We start from the raw sequence: 21,150 nt of genomic DNA, 5'->3' as shown, positions 1-21,150 counted from the left end.
AACATTAATCTCTCTCATCAGGTGATAACCGGCGGCGGCTAATCAGACGGAGTAAGCGCCAGGCCATCATTGCGGCGATAATGACCACCAACACGGCGACACCGGCCAACACCACCGGATGGGTGGATAAGGTATGCCAGATGCGCTCCCACCAGGGTAAATGGCCGACATCATAAGTTTCGCCGACCCGCAAGCTATTGACGCCCGACTCACGAATAACCGCCACCGAGCCAAATACCGCCTCGCGTTTGCCACTGTCGAGCAAAGCATTGTTCAGCAAGTTATAGCCCCGCGGGCTGTCCGCCAATAACGCCACAATACTGCGCTGCGGGAAGTTCGGTGACTGCACACCGATAATCGCCGACATCGCCCCTTCTGAGCTGATTGTCGCTTTACTATCCGCCACCCGGTCTGAAGCCGGTGCCATCATGCCGGGCAAGCCGGTTTGGCGATTTGGCATTTTTACCCAACTTTGGGTTTGATCCACCAGCAGGTTAATCTTGCGGTCATCACGGAGTTCCGGCGGGATCGGGCCGATAATCAGTACATCGGCATCTTGATCTTTCGCCTGTGACCAATCGTCAGTGATGTTGATACCCACCGCCGGGTAACCCACTTGCGCCCCGATATTGCCCACAGTATTCAATAGCGTCGTCAGCTGTGACGGCGCAGGTTTTGGCGGCACCAAGACCAAGGTTTCGGAGAGATCCGCCATACGGCTGAAGGGGAAGCCAGCATTGGCAAACGCCCGCAAATCCGGCATTTCCATAAAGTGGCGATAGCCGGAAAAGTCGATGGTGGAGTTGCCGTCAATCACTGCGTGATTCGGGGCGGTTGAGTAGGTTTCACAGCGCCCCTCCGCACCACTCGCCAACAAGGTGCTGTAATCAAAATCAAAGCGTAATTGGTTAGTAGCCCCCAGTCTCAAGGCCGGAATGGTCAACTGCCTGGCTGAATCTTGCAGACCTTGCAGTAACGGCAGGCGCAGGATTTTACTGTCTTGCGGCATATTCGGCGACAGCGGGTAGTCCTGCACAAATTGATTATTCAGGCTGATACTTAAGCGAGAACCATCCATCAGGCGCGTTGAGGTGTAGCGGTATTTCAAGCGCATATCAATGCCCGCACTGCGGATCAGGAATAAATCCGGTGGCAGGTTCAGTGATAAGGAAATAGGCGGCGGCAACAAACCGGTGGTTTGCAACTGATCTGGATATTGCTGTAATTCAGCAAAGGTCATTGGCCGGTCGGTACGCACCCAGTTTGGCGCATCATAGGGCTGTCTTGGTGCCAGTTGCTCGACGTTATCTACCGTCACATTCTGACCACGGAACAGAATATTACCTTGCGCAATCCCCTTCGCCGCCATGATCAGGTCATTGTCGTCGCGACCCAAAATCAGCAATAACTTCACATACGGATTATCCGGATGGCTAATGATTTCCACCGTCGGTGCTTTGACCGGCGGGTAATCTTTCAGGAAATCAGGGCGTTGGCTGTTTGTCGCAAACACCACCGCATGCTGAGTGGGCAGTTGATTATATAAAACGGGGAAACTCTGCCCGCGCCATTGCGCCTGGTCGCCAAACCAGGATGCCAAAATAGAGGCCGCGCGTTGTTGGGCCACGTCAGGTACTGCGGCAAACACCACCGGCAAATTCAGCGGGCGATTATCCCGGGCATCAAAGAAAGGCTCAGGGAAATGGGATAAGTCATTTTTGACTGACAGTGATTGATAGCGTAAATCCAATGAACTGGATTTACTGATATCCAGCCACAATGTATTACTGGCCGGGTTCTCACAAATATTCTGATAATGTCCAACAAACACTAACCGCAATCGGTTGAAATCACTGATATAAAGCGGATCAATCGGCAACTGGATCTTCGTGGGTTTACCCAGCTGATCTTTAGTGATCGCCGTGACGCCCATCAGCTCGTCATTCAGGAAGACTTTGACCTGCGACTCCACTGGAATCAGTGACGGCGACGGCGTAAATTCGAGATTTAGCATGGCATGAGTGACCACTTCATCACTGCGCACGCCAAATTCAATCACCCCTTCAGGGTTAGTGCCGCGCAAGGCGAATGTCCCCGGTGGCGGGGCAATTTTCGCAAAGGTGTAACTCACATCGCGAACCGGCACATTAGGCTGTACCGCCGGGGTGGCAGGAGCCAGCTCCACAGTTGCTTCAGCAGCAGGTGTCGAGGCCGCCGATTGAATCGCCGGAACAGCCAATGTTTCGGCCTGGGTGAATGGTGCTAAACCCAAAGCCAGTGCGGTAAACCAGGTTATTTTTCTCGTCATCATATCATCATCAATGTTGAGCCATTGTCTGGCCCTGGCTACTCGGAGCCTGATTTTTATCTACGCCATGGGGGACAAATGATGCAATCCAGGCAATCAGGGAGGTAAATCCTATCAATACATTTCGAATCACCGGCGGAGCATAGCTGGCCATCCGAACATAGCCTCTAAAGCCCAGCGCCAAGACATCGCGCAGACTTTCAATCGGTTTATCTTCTGGGAAACTATCTTGCCACAGTGCCCATGTGTCAGCGCGAGCAAAGGTACACTGTATAAAATCAATATGTTGGGCTACAGTCAGCTGATGCATCCGCATGCCAACTTTGGTGCCGAAAGCGCGGGTGACTTCACACGGGAAGGTGTATTCCTGTGCACCGCGTTTAAGCAGCAAATGCACGGCCTCGCCATCTTTCAGTAACCCGGCTTCGCGCATCTCAACTCCCACCCCGCCATCGGAATAGTCGCGCAAAGTACAGGAGAACAAATGTCCATCAGCACGCGCCACCCCAGCGGGCATGGCAATCTCAACCCGATGAGACTGCCGCACTTGTTTGGCTTCAACCGCCACCGCCACCGCCCCGCCTAAAATTGTCATATTATAAATGACCCACACCAAGCTAATGACCACGGTCATGATTTCAGTGGCCGGGCCATAGCCCAAGCGCCACAAGCCCGCAATCAACCCCGCCAAATTGAGCAAAACCAGCGCCATATAAGGGCGGGTAATCACCCAGTCCACATGTTGCTCTTCGACCAAACCACCTTTTGACGTGACATTAAATGTCCCTTTGTGGGGGTTGAGCAGCGCCACGGTGGTCGGGCGGGCAATATACCAGGCCAGCACGGTTTCATAGATTTCACTCCAGAATGAATGGCGGTATTTACCCTGTAGGCGGGAGTTAGTCAGACTGGCGTGAATCATATGCGGCAAGACATAAAGTGCAATGGCCAGTGCTGGCGCGAAAATGATGTAAGCATGCAGCAGCAGGAATGCCAGCGGGGCCGTCAGGAAGATCAAGCGCGGAATACCCGATAAGAAGTGCAACATGGCGTTGGCGTAGCACAACCGCTGGACAAGTTTTAGCCCTTTGCCCAGCAGCGGATTATCCAGCCGGAAGATTTGCACCATGCCCCGCGCCCAGCGGATACGCTGCCCGATGTGTGCTGACAAACTTTCCGTTGCCAACCCGGCGGCTTGCGGAATACGGATATAAGCTGAAGTGTAGCCTTTGCGGTGCAGACGCAATGAAGTATGGGCATCTTCGGTGACAGTTTCCACCGCGATCCCCCCGACCTCATCTAACGCGCTACGGCGCAAAACGGCGCAGGAGCCACAGAAGAAAGTCGCATCCCACATATCATTACCGTCTTGTACCAGGCCGTAGAATAAAGTGCCTTCATTGGGGGTTTGACGGAAACGGCCTAAATTTCGCTCAAAAGGGTCGGGAGAGAAAAAGTGATGCGGCGTTTGAATCACACCGAGCTTTTTATCTTTAAAGAACCAGCCGACGGTCAGTTGCAGGAAAGAGCGGGTGGGCACGTGGTCGCAGTCAAAGATAGCGACAAACTCACCTGTGGCCTGCTTCAGCGCATTATTGATATTACCGGCTTTGGCGTGTTCATGAGTGGGGCGAGCAATATAATGCACCCCGACTTCGGCGGCAAACTCGCGAAAAGCGGGCCGGTTACCATCATCCAGAATATAGATGTTAATTTTGTCTTTCGGCCAATCAATACCCAGCGCCGCATAAATGGTCGGCTTGACCACACCGAGGTCTTCATTATAAGTCGGCACCATCAAATCAATGGTTGGCCAGCTATTGATATCTTCCGGCATAGGCACCGGCTGGCGGTTTAGCGGCCAAATCGTCTGGAAATAGCCCAACACCAACACCACCCAAGCATAGGTTTCGGCTAACAGTAATAATAAGCCGCACACCAGGCTCACCGGGTCATCCCAGTTAAGCGTTTCGGTATAGCGCCACCACAGATAGCGGCAGGAAACGGTTAACGACAACACAATCAGCATCAGAGTTGGTAAGCGCCCCGGTACCCGCCGCACCACCATGGCAATGGCCCATAACAGTAAGACAAACACGAATTGCGCCATCATGCCAAAGGGTTGCGAAATACACAGCAGGGCCAAAATACTGGTAAAAATACCCAGAATAATAAACAAGATACGGCGAGCACGTCTTGATAGTTGGCTTAATCGGCTGGCGACTGTTTTCTCGATGCGCTGAATTTCAAAGCGCTGGGGAACATCCCCCAACCAACTGATATAGCCCTGTCTTTTGTTTTTTACCCAGCCCTTACCGACCGCCGCTGGCCGACGTTTTTTATCATGGTCTGATTGTGGGCGGATGAATAACAGCCACAGCCCTTGCAGCAGATAGCGCACACCATCCCCCAGGCGCGGGCGATTAGGTGAAATCTGCGGGAACCAGTAAGCCCGATGCTGTATGACATACTGCCAGCTTGGGGACTCCAGGCGCAGGAAAATCCAGCACAGTGGCAACGTCATCGTGGTGAGAAAAGCGGTGAGCACAGTGCAGCCTTGCTGCATATAAAGATGATAACGGCGGCGCATCGCCTGATAAACCGGAGTCTGAAATAACATCCGCAGCAGGCGATTCATAGGCCGCTTTCCGCCACATTAATCAGGCACCAATTCGCCAGCGTCATCATCTCTTCCGCTGCCAGACTTTGCGCACTGTACTCGCCCAATGGCTGTTTGGCAGCCAATGCTTCGGCCACCGCTTCATCGCGGTGAATAAAGGTCGGTAATAAACTATCCAAACTTTGCAGCCAGAGCTGATGCAAATCCTGTTGTAGGCGACTGCTGGCAGTAAACTGATTGAGCAGGAAATGACAGCCAACAGGTAAATTTTGCTGATGCAGCCGAATATGGCAACTGGCATCTGCATGAATCAGAATCAGGGTTTGATCCGCCAGCGCCAATGCCTGACGGGTGAATATGCTGTCACCGGCGGGGATATCCAACAAAATCCAACCATAGCTCGCATCGGCCTGCAAGGTGGACAAATTCTCCTGCCATTGATGGGGATTTTGCTGCAAAAGTGTGCTTATCTGCTCATTTTCAGCTTGAGTTAATTGGCCAAATGGCACGAAATCCAGCTTCTCGGTGTAGCGCATAGCCCCTTGCTGCCAGCCTTCACCGTCAATTTCAGCTTTAGCCCAACCACGGGATTGCTCAAAACTCATGTTGAAATGCAATCGCAGTAAATTATCCGGTGAAAAATCAATCACCAAAACTGATTCATCCAGTTGCTGTAACGCCCATGCCAGAGCCGCAGTGACCGAGGTTGTGCCAACGCCCCCTCTTACGCCTTGTAACGCCAATACCGGCATAGGCTATTCGCTCCCTGTGGATTGCGCCAATTCTGCCAACAATGGCCAGCGAGCCATCATTTGGGTTAATCGCTCCTGACGGACAATATCGACATAACTTAATGTGGGTAATGAGAAAGCCTGACTTAATGCTAGTAGATCATCCTGAGCTTCAAGTGAAGTTTTTTCATGAAATCGATTTATTATAGTCTTCATTTATCCGCCTTGAGAAAATAGGCTATGGTAATTAAGTATAACGATGGTAGTTTTATACTTTACTTGGTAAGAAGAATCTTAGATTAATATCAAGGCAAGGACATTGGTTAATACTTATCGCAATGTTACAATTGTTTTTTGACTTTATCCAGTTATTGGCCCAATAGCACTTTAACGAAAGCAGATAATGAATCTATGTCACGATGTTTCTCATTAGGTGTTCGCGAAATCTGGGATGAATTAGCCGTCATGCAGGCTCCCGGATTCTATTGGATCAATATTGAACGTCAAATAGATGCTAACTTATTCTGCCAACAACTTATCCGTAACCAACCCGAAGATACCCGGGCGGCATTGATTTGTTCAGGACAAAAACCTGAAAACCTCCTGACTAATATCGGTCATTCTGGCCCCAAGAAATTACCGCTATTTACATTACCGGCTCAAAAAAATGCCTTAAAATTTTTAACCCATGACTTAATGCGTTCATTGCGCCCACAACAGCGGCTTTTCATTCTGTTTGCTCCCGCCAGTCTGTGGCAAACCTTTACCAGTGAAGAGATGCAGCAGTGGCTACAGCAAATTCAGCAATGGCTGGAGGCCCAGAACTGCACATTATTGGTGATTTGTCACAGCTCCGGCATTAATAAAGTTAAAAATCAGTTAGTCAGTCAGCACCGTTATTTACAAGGCCTGGCTAATCTGCAATGGCAGCAGGATAACGCACAATATATGGTTGCCTGGTGGATCACAGTAAAAGGGGTGACCGCCAATCAATTAGTTTTGCTCGAAGCCGATGAACAAGGCTGGAGCATGGCGGATGAAGTGCAGCAAGCTCTGCCGCAATCGCGCAATGATGAGCATCTCTATTTAGCCCACACCCATATTCTGGAAGGCGCCCCCCCGCTTTCTACCCACTGGCAATTGCTGGAGTCCAATGCGGCTTTAGCTCAGCGGGCAATGACGGCGCATGCCGCAACACTGATTTTTGCGCTGAATCAAAGTGAGCAAATTGATGAAATGGCGCATCAAATCCATAACATACGCCGTCAACGCGGCAATAGCGTGAAAATCGTGGTGCGCGAAATGCACGCCAGCCTGCGCTACAGCGATGAGCGCTTGTTACTGGCCTGCGGTGCTAATCTGATCGTCCCACAGGTTGCGCCATTATCGCGTTTTCTGACCATGCTAGAAGGGATTCAGGGGCAGCGATTCTCTCGCCATGTTCCCGAAGATATCAATGCGTTACTGGAAGCATTGCGCCCACTTCAGCTCAAAGGCTATCTGCCACCGGCTGAGTTCTGCCACTCGGTATTGCAGTTGATGAACAACACGTTGCTACCGGAAAATGGTAAAGGCGTATTAGTTGCGCTGCGAGCCGTACCGGGGTTACAGGCGCGCCAAGCGCTGACACTGTGCCATTTGCGCCGCTATGGCGACGTGGTGACAGTGTCTGATAATCGGTTGATATTGTTCCTTTCCACTTGCCGTATCAATGATTTAGATACAGCACTCAGTTATATTTTCCGCCTACCCGTGGCCGAAGCATTCAGTAATAGCCTGGTGTGGTATCAGGATCAGGAAATTATTTCGGAGATTAATAGAATGATTAATACTCCCGAGGCATGGCAAGCTGCGGGTGATAAAAAGACTTATAAACAAGAGGTTGATGCACCAGATCAGGTGGAAGTCGCCCGGCGCACCCCCGTGCCACTGACACTGAACACCCGCCATCGTCAGGAGAATACCCATGAATCTCAATGATATTTGGCAAATTCTGTTGCTGGGCGCGATTATCTTTTTCCCGCTGGGCTATAGAGCTCGCCGCTGGTTTCCGCGGTGGTGGGAGAAAAAACAACATTTGTTCTTATCCGCGCGCTATTTAAAATCAGAAGGGATTTGGTTGCGTGATAGTTCCTCTTCACAGACTAAGAAATCACCATGAATGCAAAAAATAAACAGCAAGAATCGCAGAGTCCGTGGCGCTATTGGCGTGGTCTGGGCGCATGGAACATCTATTTCCTGTTCAAGTTTGCCCTGCTGTGGTTTGGTTACCTGAACTTCCATCCGTTAGCAAACTTGGTATTTTTGGCCTTTCTGCTGTTCCCAATCCCGGCGTACCGCGTCCACCGCTGGCGTCACTGGATAGCTATTCCCATCGGTATTGGCTTGCTCTATCACGATACCTGGCTACCGGGCATCAACAGCATCATGAGCCAAGGCTCCCAAGTGACGGGGTTTAGTTTTAGCTATCTGATTGAATTATTTGGCCGTTTCATTAACTGGGCCATGATAGGAGCCGCTTTCGTCATTCTGGTGGGCTATCTGTTTATTTCGCAATGGATTCGCATCACTGTTTTTGTCGTCGCCGCCATGATTTGGCTGAATATCGCCGGTATTGCCGGGCCGGTATTTTCTCTGGCCCCAACAGCGGAGACTGCGGCAGCAACAGCCGCGCCAGCCAGTACAGGGCAACCCGCAGCCGGAGGTAGCCCTGTCGAAGCGGGTGGCCCGCCCACTGATGCTAATTTGACCGCCCATTTGAATGCTTTTTATGAGCAAGAAAAAACGCGCCGCACGACATTCCCGGCATCACTACCCGATGATGCACAACCATTTGATTTGTTAGTGATTAATATCTGTTCATTGTCATGGTCAGATATTGAGGCGATTCAACTGGATAAACACCCGCTGTGGAGTAAGTTTGATATTCTGTTCAAAAACTTCAACTCAGCCACCGCCTACAGTGGCCCGGCGTCTATCCGCCTGTTACGCGCCAGCTGCGGCCAGTCATCACACAAAGATTTGTATCAGCCGCAAGACCAGCAGTGTTATCTGTTTGATAACTTAGCCAAACTTGGGTTTACCTCCCAGCTGATGATGGATCACTCCGGCATCTTTGGTAATTATCTGCAAAACATCCAAGACGACGGCAATATGCGCGCGCCGATGATGTCACAAAAAGGCATTAGTAATCAATTAGCTTCCTTTGATGGCGAGCCGATTTATAACGATCTGGAATTGCTGAATCGCTGGTTGGAGCAGCAGAAGAACGGCGGCGATACCCGCAGCGCAACTTTCATGAATATCATACCCTTACATGATGGTAACCGCTTGGTTGGCACCAACAAAACCGCGGATTATCAGGCGCGCGCCCAAACGCTGTTTGACCAGTTGAATACTTTCCTTGAAGAATTGGAAAAGTCAGGTCGGAAAGTCATGGTGGTGGTGGTGCCAGAGCACGGTGCCGCCTTGGTTGGCGATAAAATGCAGATGTCCGGTCTGCGCGATATCCCCAGCCCCAGCATCACGCATATCCCGGTGGGGATTAAATTGATTGGTATGAAAGCGCCACAACCCGCCAGCCCGGTGGTTGTGAGTGCGCCCAGCAGTTATCTGGCTATTTCTGAATTAGTGTCACGAATGGTTGATGGCAAAGCATTTACCGCGCCGAGTGTTGACTGGCAGACATTGACACAAGGTTTACCCGAAACCGCCGTCATTTCAGAAAATGATAATGCTATTGTGATGCAATATCAGGGCAAACCCTATATTCGGCTCAATGGCGGTGATTGGGTACCTTATCCGCAATAATAGAAAGAATTTACGTTAGTTAATTCAGGGTGCATTTATTGCACCCTTTTCATTCAGTTGTAAACCGGTTATTTATATTCATTCAGATAGACAAAAAACGCCCTCCGTTTTATTTTCAGTTAAATCTTGCGGCATTAATTATTAACATGGTCTACGACATAATATTGCAAACAAATATTAGTTAGAAATTAATTATTACGTAATTATTTACAGTTAAAGTATCTGACTTAATTAGGTTATAACTCAAAAATAAATGCTGCTATTCAGTTATAAAAAAACGCCGGATAACCGACGTTTTTTATGGATGTTATACGGCTCTATTCCCGCTTTAACTCGCTTTTTCTGCTTCATCCTGATCAACAGCAAAGCAGGCTATCATTTGGTCGCCATACTGTTTCAGTTGGGGTTGCAACTGTGTGCAAGGGCCAAACGCTCGGCGACAACGCGCATTGAACGCGCAACCTGGCGGTGGGCTCATTGGGCTAGGCAATTCGCCAGTCAACTTAATACGCTCACGGCGCATATCCGGATTCAACCGTGGTGTGGCAGATAACAATGCCTGCGTATAAGGGTGGCGCGGGTTATTGAAAATAGCCGCTTTACTGCCTTTTTCCACACAACGCCCCAAGTACATCACCATCACTTCATCGGCAATATGCTCAACCACTGACAAGTCGTGGGAGATAAAAACATACGATAAACCCAGCTCTTGCTGTAAATCCATCATCAGGTTCAATACCTGCGCCCGCACTGACACATCCAGCGCCGACACTGGCTCATCGGCAATCACCACATCAGGATTCAACATTAACCCACGCGCAATGGCGATACGCTGGCGCTGGCCGCCAGAGAACATATGCGGGTAACGGTCATAATGTTCAGTTTTTAGCCCGACTTTGGCCATCATCGCCAAGGTTTTTTCGCGGCGCTCTTTGCTGTTGAGCTTCGTATTGATTTGCAGCGGTTCTTCCAGAATCTGCCCCACTTTCTTACGCGGGTTCAGTGAACCATAAGGGTTCTGGAACACAATCTGGATTTTCTGGCGGCGCAGTTTTTCCGCACTTTCATCGGGCTTGAGCAAATCCTGCCCCTGGTAGTAAAGCTCGCCACCGGTGGGGATTTCTATCATGGTCAGCAAGCGGCCCAAGGTGGATTTACCACAGCCGGACTCCCCCACCACCGCCAACGTTTTGCCGCGCTCCAAAGTGAATGAAACGCCATCCAGCGCTTTAACCAACCGCTCCGGTGCAAACAACCCTTTTTTGACTGGATAGTATTTTTTTAAATCAATGGCTTGCAACAGCGGCTTAGCTGCCGGTGATTCATTTTTCATTTCAATAGGTTGACTCATAGGGTCGGCCTCCCCGCATCATCGAGCGGTGTATGGCATTTAACCTGACGCCCCGCAGGCCCCAGCAATTCAGGTTCTTCACGGCGGCAGCGATCATTAGCATACGGGCAACGCGGGTTAAGCAAGCAGCCTTCGGGGCGGTCATATTTCCCCGGAACCACACCCGGCAAGGATGCCAACCGCGCTTTATCCTGCGCAAATTCCGGCAACGCCCGCAACAATGCCTGAGTGTATGGATGGCGCGGCGCACGAAAAATTTCCGCCGCTTTACCGGTTTCCACTACCTGACCGGCATACATCACAATAATATGATGAGCCGCCTCAGCAACCAGTGCCAGATCATGGGTAATCAGCAACAGCGCCATATTTTCGCGCTGCTGTAATTCCAGCAGCAATTCAATAATTTGCGCCTGAATGGTCACATCCAGCGCAGTGGTCGGCTCATCAGCAATCAGCAATTTAGGCCGACAGGCAATCGCCATCGCAATCATCACCCGCTGGCTCATCCCACCAGAAAGCTGGTGCGGATAGACATCCAACCGCGAGGCCGGATCAGGAATACCGACCAATGTCAGCAAATCCACCGCCCGCTGGTGACGAGTTTTACGGTTGCCGCCCTGATGCACCTTCAGCGCTTCCATTATCTGAAAACCGACGGTATAGCACGGGTTAAGGCTGGTCATCGGGTCTTGGAAGATCATCGCGACTTCCGAACCCACTAATTGACGCCGTTCTTTTTCAGAAATCTTGGTCAGGTCGCGGCCATTAAATTCCAGCTTATCGGCCATCACTTTGCCGGGGTAATCAATCAGCCCCATGATTGCCAATGAGCTGACTGATTTACCGGAGCCGGACTCACCGACAATCCCAATCACCTGACCTTGCTCAATACTGTAACTGATGCGGTCTACTGCTTTGAACGGCGCGCCTTGATCACCAAAGTGCACCGACAATTTGTCTACATTTAAAAGTGCCATCTCTCTCTACCTCTGTTACTGCTTGAGTTTGGGGTCGAGAGCATCACGCAGGCCGTCCCCCATCAGGTTAAACGCCAGAACCGTCAGCAGAATCGCCACACCGGGGAAGGTCACGACCCACCAGGCGCTTTGGGCGAACTGCAACACATCAGAGAGCATGGTGCCCCACTCTGGTGTTGGCGGTTGCGCACCCATCCCGAGGAAGCCGAGAGCCGCCATATCCAGAATGGCGTTAGAGAAGCCGAGAGAAGCCTGCACGATCAATGGCGCAAGGCAGTTTGGCAAAATATTGATAAACATTTGGCGCATCGCGCCCGCGCCGGCCACTCTTGAGGCCGTGACGTAGTCGCGATTGACCTCAACCAGCACGGCTGCTCGCGTCAAACGCACATAGTGCGGCAAGGCCACAAAGGTGAGCGCCAGCGAGGCATTGACAATCGAAGGCCCAAATACCGCCACCAACACCAATGCCAGCAACAAACTTGGCAGTGCCAGCATGATATCGACAACACGCATGATGATGGCATCAACTATGCCGCCAAAATAACCAGCCAGTAAGCCGAAAACCACGCCCATCACCAGTGACAACACCACCACCAGACAGCCCACCAACAGTGAGAGCCGGGCGCCGTACATCAGGCGGGACAAGACATCGCGGCCCACATCATCAGTACCGAGAATGAATTTCCAGCTCCCGCCCTCTTCCCAGACCGGGGGTTTTAGCAGTGCATCGCGAAATTGCTCTGCTGGCCCATGTGGGGCGAGCCAAGTAGCACCCGCGGCAATCACCAACATAATAATGATGTAAAACAGGCCGATAACAGCCCCTTTATTGCGCTTGAAATAGTGCCAAAACTCCTGCAAAGGAGTCATCGGCTTCGGCGCACTTTTTACTGTCGACTCAATAAGTTGAGACATTTTGCGCCCCTTATTTCTTGTGACGAATACGCGGGTTAACTACGCCATAGAGCACATCTACCAGCAAGTTAACTAAAATAATCATGATCGCGACCAGCAGCACCCCACCCTGAACAACCGGGTAATCGCGGCGTTGCAATGCATCCATCAACCAGCGCCCTAATCCCGGCCAGGAGAAGATGGTTTCCGTCAAAATCGCGCCCGCCAGCATAGTGCCGACCTGCAAGCCAATCACGGTGACCACCGGCAATAAGGCATTGCGCAGGGCATGAACCACAATCACGCGCATCCGGCTCAGACCTTTAGCGCGCGCGGTACGAATATAATCCTCGCCCAGCACTTCCAGCATTGAGGAGCGGGTCATCCGCACAATCACGGCGAGGGGAATAGTCCCCAAGACAATGGCGGGCAAAATCATATGCATCACGGCGTCTTTGAAATCGCCTGGCTCACCCCAAATCAAGGTGTCTATCAGCATAAAGCCGGTCAATGGCAAGCTATCATCGAGGAATACCGTGTCGCTGACTCGCCCCGAGACCGGGGTCAGGTTCCATTGCACCGAAACCAGCATGATCAGCATGATGCCCCACCAGAAAATGGGCATTGAGTAGCCGGTGAGGGAGATCCCCACGGCGGTGTGGTCGAATATTGAACCGCGTTTGACTGCCGCCAACACCCCGACCGGGATACCCACGGCGATAGCAAACAACATCGCGCAGATCCCCAGTTCCAGAGTGGCTTTAAAGCGGGGAACAAACTCTTCCCAGACAGCAATACGACTTTTCAGCGAGATGCCGAGGTCGCCATGTAATACGCCATTCACATAATGGAAGTATTGTTGATAAAGAGGCTTGTCCAGCCCCATTTCCGCCATGATTTGAGCATGGCGCTCGGTGGAGATACCGCGTTCCCCAGCCATGATGGTCACCGGGTCACCTGGGATCATATGGACAAAAGCGAAGGTCAGCAAAGTAATGCCGATAAACGTTGGGATAACTAACCCCAAACGTCGGAGTATGAACTGCAACATATCCCGAACTCTCTGTGTAGAATGCCAGGCTGCTCGTGGGCAACCCAGCTTATATGGCTCACATCTGTATCTGTCTTAACCTAAATGCGAAACCGGCGAACATGCTGTTACACACATTCACCGGTTATCTAGCAGGTTAAAATTAATCCAGGGACACGTTCTCGAAATGGTGTTTACCCAACGGATCAACCACATAACCTTTCACTTCTTTACGCACTGGCTCATACACGGTTGAGTGAGCAACAATCAGCGCTGGCGCTTGATCATGCATAACAACCTGAGCTTGTTTGTAAAGTGCGACACGTTTGTCATGGTCAGACTCAGCACGCGCTGGCTGGATCACGTCTTCAAACGGCTTATAGCACCACTTGGAGTAGTTGGAACCTTGTTTGGCCGCATCACAGCTGAACAGAGTGGCGAAGAAGTTGTCCGGATCCCCATTGTCCCCAGTCCAACCCATCATCACAGTTTCATGCTCGCCGTCTTTGGCACGCTTGAGGTATTCGCCCCACTCGTAGGTCACAATTTTGGCTTTCACGCCCACTTTCGCCCAGTCGGACTGGATCATTTCAGCCATACGACGCGCATTTGGGTTGTACGGACGCTGAACTGGCATTGCCCACAGGTCGATGGAGAAACCATCTGGCAGACCGGCTTCTTTCAGCAACTCTTTCGCTTTAGCTGGGTCGTAAGCATAATCTTTCACATCATCGTTGTAGCCCCACATGGTTGGTGGGATCAGGTTTTTGGCCGCCTGGCCAGCACCTTGATAAACCGCTTCGATAATAGCTTCTTTATTAACAGCCATGGTCAGCGCTTGGCGAACCTTGAGGTTATCCAGTGGTTTTTTCTCAACGTTGAAAGAGAGGTAACCGACGTTCAGGCCAGGTTGCTCCATCAAGTTGATGGTTTTGTCTTCTTTCATGCGAGCAATGTCGGCCGGGTTAGGGTACGGCATAACCTGACATTCATTTTTCTGCAATTTCGCATAACGGACTGACGCATCTGGGGTAATAGAGAAGACCAGACGATCAATTTTCGGTTTAGTGCCCCAGTAACCATCAAAGGCTTTGTACAGGATGCGGGAGTCTTTTTGGTACTGTTGCAACTGGAATGGGCCGGTACCGATTGGGTTCAAATCGACCTTTTCCGGCGTGCCCGCTTTCAGCATATTGTCAGCATATTCAGCAGACAGGATTGACGCAAAGTCCATGGCCAGGTCAGCCAGGAATGGAGACTCTGGACGCGCCAGTTCGAAGCGCACTGTGTTGTCGTCAACTTTAACGATATTGGTGATCAAATCACCCATACCCATACCCTGGAAGTATTCATAGCTGCCGCCAGACACTTTATGGTACGGATGTTTATCATCTTTCTGACGCATGAATGAATAAATCACATCGTCAGCATTAAAATCGCGGGTCGGTTTGAAGTCTTTATTATCTTGCCACTTCACGCCTTTACGCAGGTGGAAAGTGTAAGTTTTACCATCTTCGCTAATTTCCCACTTTTCAGCCAGACCGGGTTCAATTTCGGTTGTGCCGAGTTTGAATTCAACCAGACGGTTATAGATAGGAACCGAACTTGCATCATAAGTTGTGCCAGAGGTGAAAAGCTGTGGGTTGAAACCTTCCGGAGAGCCCTCAGAACAATATACCAATGTCTTCGCTTGTACACTGGCCGCTACGGTCAGTGCAATCAGCCCAATACCGAATTTCAGTATCCCTGTTTTTCCCAAGGAAATCGTCATCGCTTGTGCTCCATTATGGTGATGTGTGTTGTGTGTACGGCCAAGCCCTATAATTTTTTAGTCAGTGGACTGTACCGTTTTGGCCTATTTACCGCAGGGATGCGGGATTGAGATGTCGGATAAATGCTATCGCGACGGCAATGTAGAATGTATGGAATAACCCCAAATTGCTCTCGATTACTACCCCTGAGGGTACCAATTTGGCAACAGTTGGTGGCAACGTCAATACGGTCTGAATGGATTTATTAAGACAATGAGAAACAGCATGCAAACATAAAAAAAACTTTCCATTAACATTATCAGCATTAAAATTTATGCTACTAGGAATAATCCAGCGGTATAAACTGGCTAAATAAAATAAAGCAGTTGTAACAGCTAATGACAAACGAAAAAACTTTGTTGCTAAATGAGGATTATCTGTTCATATTTTTTTGTAATAACGATAGAAAATAGAGAGAAATGCGGCGGTGACAGCCGATAAGTGACGTGAACCTTGTCACACACAACCGGAATCTCAAACATTTTGCGTGCTGTTAAAAAAGCGAAAAACTCGCTTAATCATTCGGCCGAGCCAGAAAGAGCATAGCTCACAGTCATGACGCACTATAGTGAGGCCCCAAGACAGTGCACTCATGCTGAGAAAGATAAAAGTACAGATTTTATCTGTTACTTTATCGTCTTTTTAACCCCCATTCCCCCGTGTAATACTCCCGTTGTATCCTCTAGCGTTTTATAGCGCAGAGTCACAGTACCAAAAGCACTGACAACCCGCCCTTGATTGTTTTTTAAGCTATCAGTATTGATTAATATATTATTTGAAGTGATGACCGCACCATTAAAATTATTAACTAATTTTGCTTTAATTTTAATATCAGCATGACCATATGAACCCACAGTTTTTATCAATCCACCACTATTATAAAAATTACCATCAGCCGTCATAAGCACATCACCAATATTTGAGTGAATATATCCTTCTTTATTATTAAGAGTTTTCCCCGTGATATTAATACCAAATTTCTCTTCAGCACTAGTAACTGGAACCAGCCTTATATTTTTTATCGTCCCTTGTTGATTATCAATTAAGGCTAAACTCCGTAATATTATGTTTCCAGAACATATCTTTCCATGATTGTTTTTAATAAACCGGTTTGAAGCTATTACCAATTTCTTCTCTGCATGAAGAACTCCAGAATTTTTTACACCATTATTTCTAGAAAAGACAAAAATCTTGTTGGCATACATCCCCCCCAAATGGGAAACATCGACGCCCAGATTATTTTTATTACCAGAGGAAGTACCCACTAATGATTTTACATTTACCTTTCCATCTATTGGTGCATAATTTATTGTATTTCTACCTATAATAGCGAGAATATCACCTGACCTTATTTCTCCTCCTATTTTTAATGAGTTAGCGAAAAAGTCTAAATAAGTATCATTACTCTCGTCATGTTTCAGGCCACGGGCATCAATATCAATGACACCACGACTCACTTGGTAACCAAGCGGTCCTCCTCCGCTGAACATGGGTAACCCAGTGGTTAATGTCACATGATCAATATTGCTAAAATAACAACCATCACAACTTATCCCCGCAGGGTTAGCGATGATGACATGTGCTTTTTCACCGGCAACAATAAGCTCACCATTCAATAGACTTTTATTTCCTGAAGTCACTTCATTCAAAATAACCTTTGCCGGTTTTGTTATTAAATTTGGATTTCCTGTCGCACTCGAAGCGAGATAGTTATTAAGCGATACTTTATCGTATCCACCACCATTTATTACATCAAATTTCACATATTTATTGTGAGATACACCTTGCTCATTGGGGGTTTGGATATTTATCGCAGTGTAATTAGCTCCACGGCAATGTGCATTTAATGCCTTGCAATGTGTTTCACTCCATTTTATATAGATTGAAGATACACCAGGCTGTTGATGTAAAGGAGCATTCTTATCAACAACAATCTCAGCATATGACAATGGAATTGTGAAATATAAAAAACAATGTAATATTATCATACCATTCTTAATATTAAAATCAGAATATAGATATGTATTAATCATTTCATCCACCTATTTTATAAAAAATAAAGCGATTTTAATACTCAAACAATTAATACATAACTACAACCTTAAAAATACAATATCTATATATTAATTATGTTTATCCATTATATATAAAGGTTAATATTGCCAGTTCACCACGAAACCAAATACCGCAGGGTCAGTATTCAATTCCCTCGGCTTATCGAGTGGTAAACCGATATTAAAGTCATATCCAAACTGATGATAACTACCCCGAATGCCCAACACTCCCCCGACTAAGCGGTTCCCTAATAAAAATTGCCCCCCTTTTTTACTCACTTCGCCATAATCCACCCCCACATACAGTTGGCTGGCAAGTCGCTGATTTACCCAGGCAATATCATTTTTTAAAAACCATCCTTGCGACCCAATAAGTGCCATACCGGTGGCGAATCCGCGTACTGAACTTCTCCCACCAATGGAAAAATCATCCTGTATCGCGAGATTTGAGCGAGTATATTGATGGCTAAATGTCGGTTGGTAATGAAAAAGCTGCTCCCCCAATATAAAAGGAATATCCAGTGAAGCCGTGAGATTAATCAGCTTGCTCGCTGAAAATGACTCATTGCCTGGTGACGGCCGTGCACCAAACCATTGGGTGCCTTGCTGATAATTAACCTCGCCTCTCATGGTCGCCCAGCGGGCATAGTAGAGATGTTGTAATCCGAGTTGCCAATCAACAGTATCCGACCGCTGAATCTCCACTTCTGAATTGGCAAAAAAGCGATTAGACTTTCGTATTAATACTCCTGTGTGGCCCACCGTTTTATAATTGTAACCTCGCGTTAGCAACCGTTGAATTTGCATATCCAGCGATCGCCAACGTGAGTGATATTTAAACGCACTATTGTCTATCAACAAAGATTGATAATAGCCTCCTTGGCTGCCCGTCATACTCAATAGCCAATGACCAAAAGGGACCGAGTAATGTAGGGCAAAATTACTGTTGCCTTTATCATGATGATTATCCAGATCTCGACCCGCAGAGAAATAAGCTAAATCACTTAAAGATAATGGGTTCTCTAGAAAGAGTGTTGTACCCACACGATAACGGCCGACGGCATAGTGCCCTGCATTATCGAGAAAAGTATTAATTCGCCAAAAGCGCGATTGCTGGCGTTTCACCACAATTTGGCTGGTTAAATCCTCACGATTTAACACCACATCCATGGTCGCATTCACTGAGGGCAGACGCTGTAAATTCTCTAACCCCTGCTCGAGGTTCTGTAAATTAACGATGTCACCCAGCCTACCGGGGAAAACTGTATTTAACCGTGCGTAGTCATGGCTGTCTTCATGGTGATTAATACCACTCAGACTGCCAGGAATTAAGGTTAGGAATAAAGTACCTCCCATATAACTGTCTTCGGTGAAAGTCACATGTGAAGTGATATAGCCATCAGTAACCAGTTGCCATTGGAGTGTCTTCTGCAGAGTTGATAATCCTTTATCATCCAAACAATGACCTTGGGCCTGCTTTGCCCAGCGCATTAAACGCCCAGCATTAGGAAAGGCATCCATATTAATCAGCTCTACTCGATTAATAACCAAGCATGACGAATCATCTGAAGATTCAGCTTCTTCTGGTGTAATAGGTTTACTATCCATCGGTGCATGTTTCAGTGGAGGTGTAAGACTATTTTTTAAATCTCTTTGTTGTTTTTCTAATATCGCTGTTTGAGTTGGATTAATATCCGCATAAGCCACGAGAGGTAAAACAGACATAAAAGCCAAAAAAGGAAATAAGGCCGTCATGACTTGTGAAATATTATAATCTTTTAAGAAATTTCTAGTTATTCTTTTAAACTTCATGCAACACCCTCTCTTTAAATTAAACAATGACCTAGTCATATCATCAGAAAAGTTAGCCACAATACGTGGCTAACTTTTTAAAAATATACACGGGTTTATTTAAACTATATTTAGCACAAAAAAGTAATATTAAATCACTAGCCGTTTTGTTTTTGTTTTACCGACAACAGCTATATCACCATTGTTGTTTTTTATCGGACTATCAAGAACTATATTTATACTTCCACCATCCGTCTGTATCTTGCCATAATTATTATTTAATTCCGCAGCCTTTATATAAACCGATGACCTCTTATTTGTGCTACTTGATTTTATTTCTCCCTCTAAATTATGGACAAGACCACCACTGTATAGCAGTATTTCCCCGCCGGTAATCGCCCCACCCAGAGAATTGTTGATATTCCCTCCAGCAACCATCTGGAGTGCACCAGTTGATTCTATTTTTTTGCTATTGTTTATATTACCTTCGGCGATTATGCGTATTTTATTAGCATACATCCCCCCCATCTGACGGACATCAACACTATCTAAATAATCAGGGGTGCTCAAATATGCTACTAACGGTGATATTCCCATTTTTTCACCTGGGGATGCCACTCTTACGTTATTTTTACCCGCAATAACAAAGAGATCATCCGCCTGTACTTTACCTTTTATTTTTAATGAGTTAGAGAATAAATCAAGATAGGCGGGATCTTTATCTTTCCCTTTATGAATTAATCCTTGTCTATTTAACATTCCGTTATTAATATTAATGCCCCCACCAACGACATTAAAACCTTGTAGCTTCTTGTTATTACTGAAATATGCTTCTCCTGTTGTTAGAGTCAGATGAGACATATCGGAAAATGAACACCCATTGCAATCAATACCCAATGGGTTAGCAATGATAACATGGGCATCTTGACCTGAGAGTCTTATACTTCCTGCTAATTGGCTTGCATGCGAGGATCTTACTTCATTCAAAATAATCTTCGCTGTTGTATTTTCCAGATTCGGATTACCGTTAATCTCTTTGATTAAGTTATTATTCAAGACAACAACATCCTGAAAATGAGGGACATCAAATTTAGTATATTTATTATGTGACAATCCATTTGTGTCTGGTGTCTGGATATTTATCGTGGTGGTTTCACCACAGCCCATGATAGAGCGACAGGGGACTTGCAATGACGAATTTGGCTCTATTTTTATATCTGCTTGCTGTCCAGCAGGTGCGGCCTCATCAGCAATGATATTGGCTGCATGAGATACGGACATGCCACATAACGACAGCATGATAGAAAGTGGCAACGCAGATAATTTTCTTCTGTTATTCTCATTTACGAAAATCATATTATTCCTCTTATAGAATAGTTAATATGGTTATTATATTAGTTACATTATGGTTATCATATTGGTCGCATCACCGATGAAACCAACATCAATTAGCGGTTTTAAATAAAACAAAGTCAATATGATGAAATACATATAATAAATTAGAAGAATAAAAAATATATACTGTCAGAAATTAGTAATGCATATGAGATAAAATAAGATTATTGATAATATAAAGATAATTTTAAATGGAATACAATGAGACTAATTGAGATATCGCCGAGAGACAAAAAGATAGAGACGAAAAAAAACCCTGATATTGCTATCAGGGTTCTTAAATTTGGTCGGCGAGAGAGGATTCGAACCTCCGACCCACTGGTCCCAAACCAGTTGCGCTACCAAGCTGCGCTACTCGCCGAATCGGGGCGCATC

At 47.4% G+C, this 21,150-nt stretch carries 15 protein-coding genes and 1 tRNA gene; 3 read left to right on the top strand and 13 right to left on the bottom strand.

Features of this window, described 5'->3' with window-relative positions; all coding sequences use genetic code 11:
• Nucleotides 1–4: 4 nt before the first annotated feature.
• From bcsB to bcsR, 4 genes are read right to left on the bottom strand one after another with little or no spacing between them, the layout of a single operon-like run.
• Nucleotides 5–2,308 carry a cellulose biosynthesis cyclic di-GMP-binding regulatory protein BcsB gene (gene bcsB, locus FTA91_RS08490; protein WP_174634704.1) on the bottom strand — a complete coding sequence of 768 codons (2,304 nt, stop codon included), beginning with the start codon at nt 2,306–2,308 and terminating at the stop codon, nt 5–7.
• Between the two features lie 10 nt (nt 2,309–2,318).
• Nucleotides 2,319–4,946 (bottom strand): UDP-forming cellulose synthase catalytic subunit, encoded by a 2,628-nt coding sequence (bcsA, locus tag FTA91_RS08485; RefSeq protein WP_145536017.1) that lies wholly within the window; start codon nt 4,944–4,946, stop codon nt 2,319–2,321.
• Nucleotides 4,943–5,680, bottom strand: coding sequence for a cellulose biosynthesis protein BcsQ (bcsQ, locus tag FTA91_RS08480; protein WP_050112117.1), 738 nt, complete (start codon nt 5,678–5,680; stop codon nt 4,943–4,945). The genes bcsA and bcsQ overlap by 4 nt, the downstream gene beginning before the upstream one ends.
• 3 nt (nt 5,681–5,683) lie before the next feature.
• Nucleotides 5,684–5,875, bottom strand: coding sequence for a cellulose biosynthesis protein BcsR (gene bcsR, locus FTA91_RS08475; RefSeq protein ID WP_050112118.1), 192 nt, complete (start codon nt 5,873–5,875; stop codon nt 5,684–5,686).
• A 195-nt stretch (nt 5,876–6,070) separates the two neighbouring features.
• On the opposite strand from bcsR, the gene bcsE reads away from it, so the two are divergent.
• The 3 genes from bcsE to bcsG are packed head-to-tail and all read left to right on the top strand — an operon-like array spanning nt 6,071 to nt 9,469.
• Entirely contained in the window at nt 6,071–7,639 is a 1,569-nt protein-coding gene (gene bcsE, locus FTA91_RS08470) for a cellulose biosynthesis protein BcsE (RefSeq protein WP_145536016.1), read from the top strand.
• Nucleotides 7,626–7,820 (top strand): cellulose biosynthesis protein BcsF, encoded by a 195-nt coding sequence (gene bcsF, locus FTA91_RS08465; RefSeq protein WP_050112120.1) that lies wholly within the window; start codon nt 7,626–7,628, stop codon nt 7,818–7,820. Before bcsE ends, bcsF begins: the two co-directional genes overlap by 14 nt.
• Nucleotides 7,817–9,469 (top strand): cellulose biosynthesis protein BcsG, encoded by a 1,653-nt coding sequence (gene bcsG / locus FTA91_RS08460; protein WP_050112121.1) that lies wholly within the window; start codon nt 7,817–7,819, stop codon nt 9,467–9,469. The genes bcsF and bcsG overlap by 4 nt, the downstream gene beginning before the upstream one ends.
• 328 nt (nt 9,470–9,797) lie before the next feature.
• On the opposite strand, the gene dppF is transcribed toward bcsG, so the two are convergent.
• The 9 genes from dppF to FTA91_RS08410 form a co-directional block, all read right to left on the bottom strand.
• Entirely contained in the window at nt 9,798–10,802 is a 1,005-nt protein-coding gene (gene dppF, locus FTA91_RS08455) for a dipeptide ABC transporter ATP-binding subunit DppF (protein WP_050112463.1), read from the bottom strand.
• Between the two features lie 14 nt (nt 10,803–10,816).
• Complete coding sequence (dppD, locus tag FTA91_RS08450; protein WP_050112122.1) at nt 10,817–11,797, bottom strand: dipeptide ABC transporter ATP-binding protein; 981 nt, start codon at nt 11,795–11,797, stop codon at nt 10,817–10,819.
• Nucleotides 11,798–11,812: 15 nt separating this feature from the next.
• Nucleotides 11,813–12,715, bottom strand: coding sequence for a dipeptide ABC transporter permease DppC (gene dppC / locus FTA91_RS08445; protein ID WP_050112123.1), 903 nt, complete (start codon nt 12,713–12,715; stop codon nt 11,813–11,815).
• A gap of 10 nt (nt 12,716–12,725) precedes the next feature.
• A complete protein-coding gene (gene dppB / locus FTA91_RS08440; RefSeq protein ID WP_032819080.1) occupies nt 12,726–13,745 on the bottom strand; it encodes a dipeptide ABC transporter permease DppB in 1,020 nt (339 codons plus the stop codon).
• 142 nt (nt 13,746–13,887) lie between these two features.
• Nucleotides 13,888–15,495 (bottom strand): dipeptide ABC transporter periplasmic-binding protein DppA, encoded by a 1,608-nt coding sequence (gene dppA / locus FTA91_RS08435; protein WP_050112124.1) that lies wholly within the window; start codon nt 15,493–15,495, stop codon nt 13,888–13,890.
• Between the two features lie 666 nt (nt 15,496–16,161).
• Nucleotides 16,162–17,568, bottom strand: a complete 1,407-nt coding sequence (locus FTA91_RS08430; protein WP_145583177.1) for a two-partner secretion domain-containing protein — start codon at nt 17,566–17,568, stop codon at nt 16,162–16,164.
• 120 nt (nt 17,569–17,688) lie between these two features.
• The gene (locus tag FTA91_RS08425) at nt 17,689–19,401 is read right to left on the bottom strand and encodes a ShlB/FhaC/HecB family hemolysin secretion/activation protein (protein WP_186377353.1); all 1,713 of its coding nucleotides are present in this window, start codon (nt 19,399–19,401) and stop codon (nt 17,689–17,691) included.
• A 129-nt stretch (nt 19,402–19,530) separates the two neighbouring features.
• Nucleotides 19,531–20,736 (bottom strand): two-partner secretion domain-containing protein, encoded by a 1,206-nt coding sequence (locus FTA91_RS20305; protein ID WP_050112127.1) that lies wholly within the window; start codon nt 20,734–20,736, stop codon nt 19,531–19,533.
• A 323-nt stretch (nt 20,737–21,059) separates the two neighbouring features.
• Nucleotides 21,060–21,136, bottom strand: a tRNA-Pro gene (locus tag FTA91_RS08410).
• Nucleotides 21,137–21,150: the final 14 nt, after the last annotated feature.

This window comes from Yersinia thracica (assembly GCF_902170565.1).
Lineage (GTDB): Bacteria > Pseudomonadota > Gammaproteobacteria > Enterobacterales > Enterobacteriaceae > Yersinia > Yersinia thracica.
The sequence above is the reverse complement of the archived record's forward strand: the minus strand, read 5'-3'. Positions and strand labels throughout refer to the sequence as shown.

Excerpts from the sequence above, each read along its gene's own strand:
- bcsE (WP_145536016.1), top strand. The coding sequence starts at position 6,071 with ATGTCACGATGTTTCTCATTAGGTGTTCGCGAAATCTGGGATGAATTA.
- FTA91_RS08425 (WP_186377353.1), bottom strand. The coding sequence starts at position 19,401 with ATGAAGTTTAAAAGAATAACTAGAAATTTCTTAAAAGATTATAATATT.
- bcsA (WP_145536017.1), bottom strand. The coding sequence starts at position 4,946 with ATGAATCGCCTGCTGCGGATGTTATTTCAGACTCCGGTTTATCAGGCG.
- bcsF (WP_050112120.1), top strand. The coding sequence starts at position 7,626 with ATGAATCTCAATGATATTTGGCAAATTCTGTTGCTGGGCGCGATTATC.
- bcsG (WP_050112121.1), top strand. The coding sequence starts at position 7,817 with ATGAATGCAAAAAATAAACAGCAAGAATCGCAGAGTCCGTGGCGCTAT.
- bcsR (WP_050112118.1), bottom strand. The coding sequence starts at position 5,875 with ATGAAGACTATAATAAATCGATTTCATGAAAAAACTTCACTTGAAGCT.
- bcsB (WP_174634704.1), bottom strand. The coding sequence starts at position 2,308 with ATGACGAGAAAAATAACCTGGTTTACCGCACTGGCTTTGGGTTTAGCA.
- FTA91_RS20305 (WP_050112127.1), bottom strand. The coding sequence starts at position 20,736 with ATGATTTTCGTAAATGAGAATAACAGAAGAAAATTATCTGCGTTGCCA.
- dppD (WP_050112122.1), bottom strand. The coding sequence starts at position 11,797 with ATGGCACTTTTAAATGTAGACAAATTGTCGGTGCACTTTGGTGATCAA.
- FTA91_RS08430 (WP_145583177.1), bottom strand. The coding sequence starts at position 17,568 with ATGATTAATACATATCTATATTCTGATTTTAATATTAAGAATGGTATG.
- bcsQ (WP_050112117.1), bottom strand. The coding sequence starts at position 5,680 with ATGCCGGTATTGGCGTTACAAGGCGTAAGAGGGGGCGTTGGCACAACC.
- dppF (WP_050112463.1), bottom strand. The coding sequence starts at position 10,802 with ATGAAAAATGAATCACCGGCAGCTAAGCCGCTGTTGCAAGCCATTGAT.
- dppB (WP_032819080.1), bottom strand. The coding sequence starts at position 13,745 with ATGTTGCAGTTCATACTCCGACGTTTGGGGTTAGTTATCCCAACGTTT.
- dppA (WP_050112124.1), bottom strand. The coding sequence starts at position 15,495 with ATGACGATTTCCTTGGGAAAAACAGGGATACTGAAATTCGGTATTGGG.
- dppC (WP_050112123.1), bottom strand. The coding sequence starts at position 12,715 with ATGTCTCAACTTATTGAGTCGACAGTAAAAAGTGCGCCGAAGCCGATG.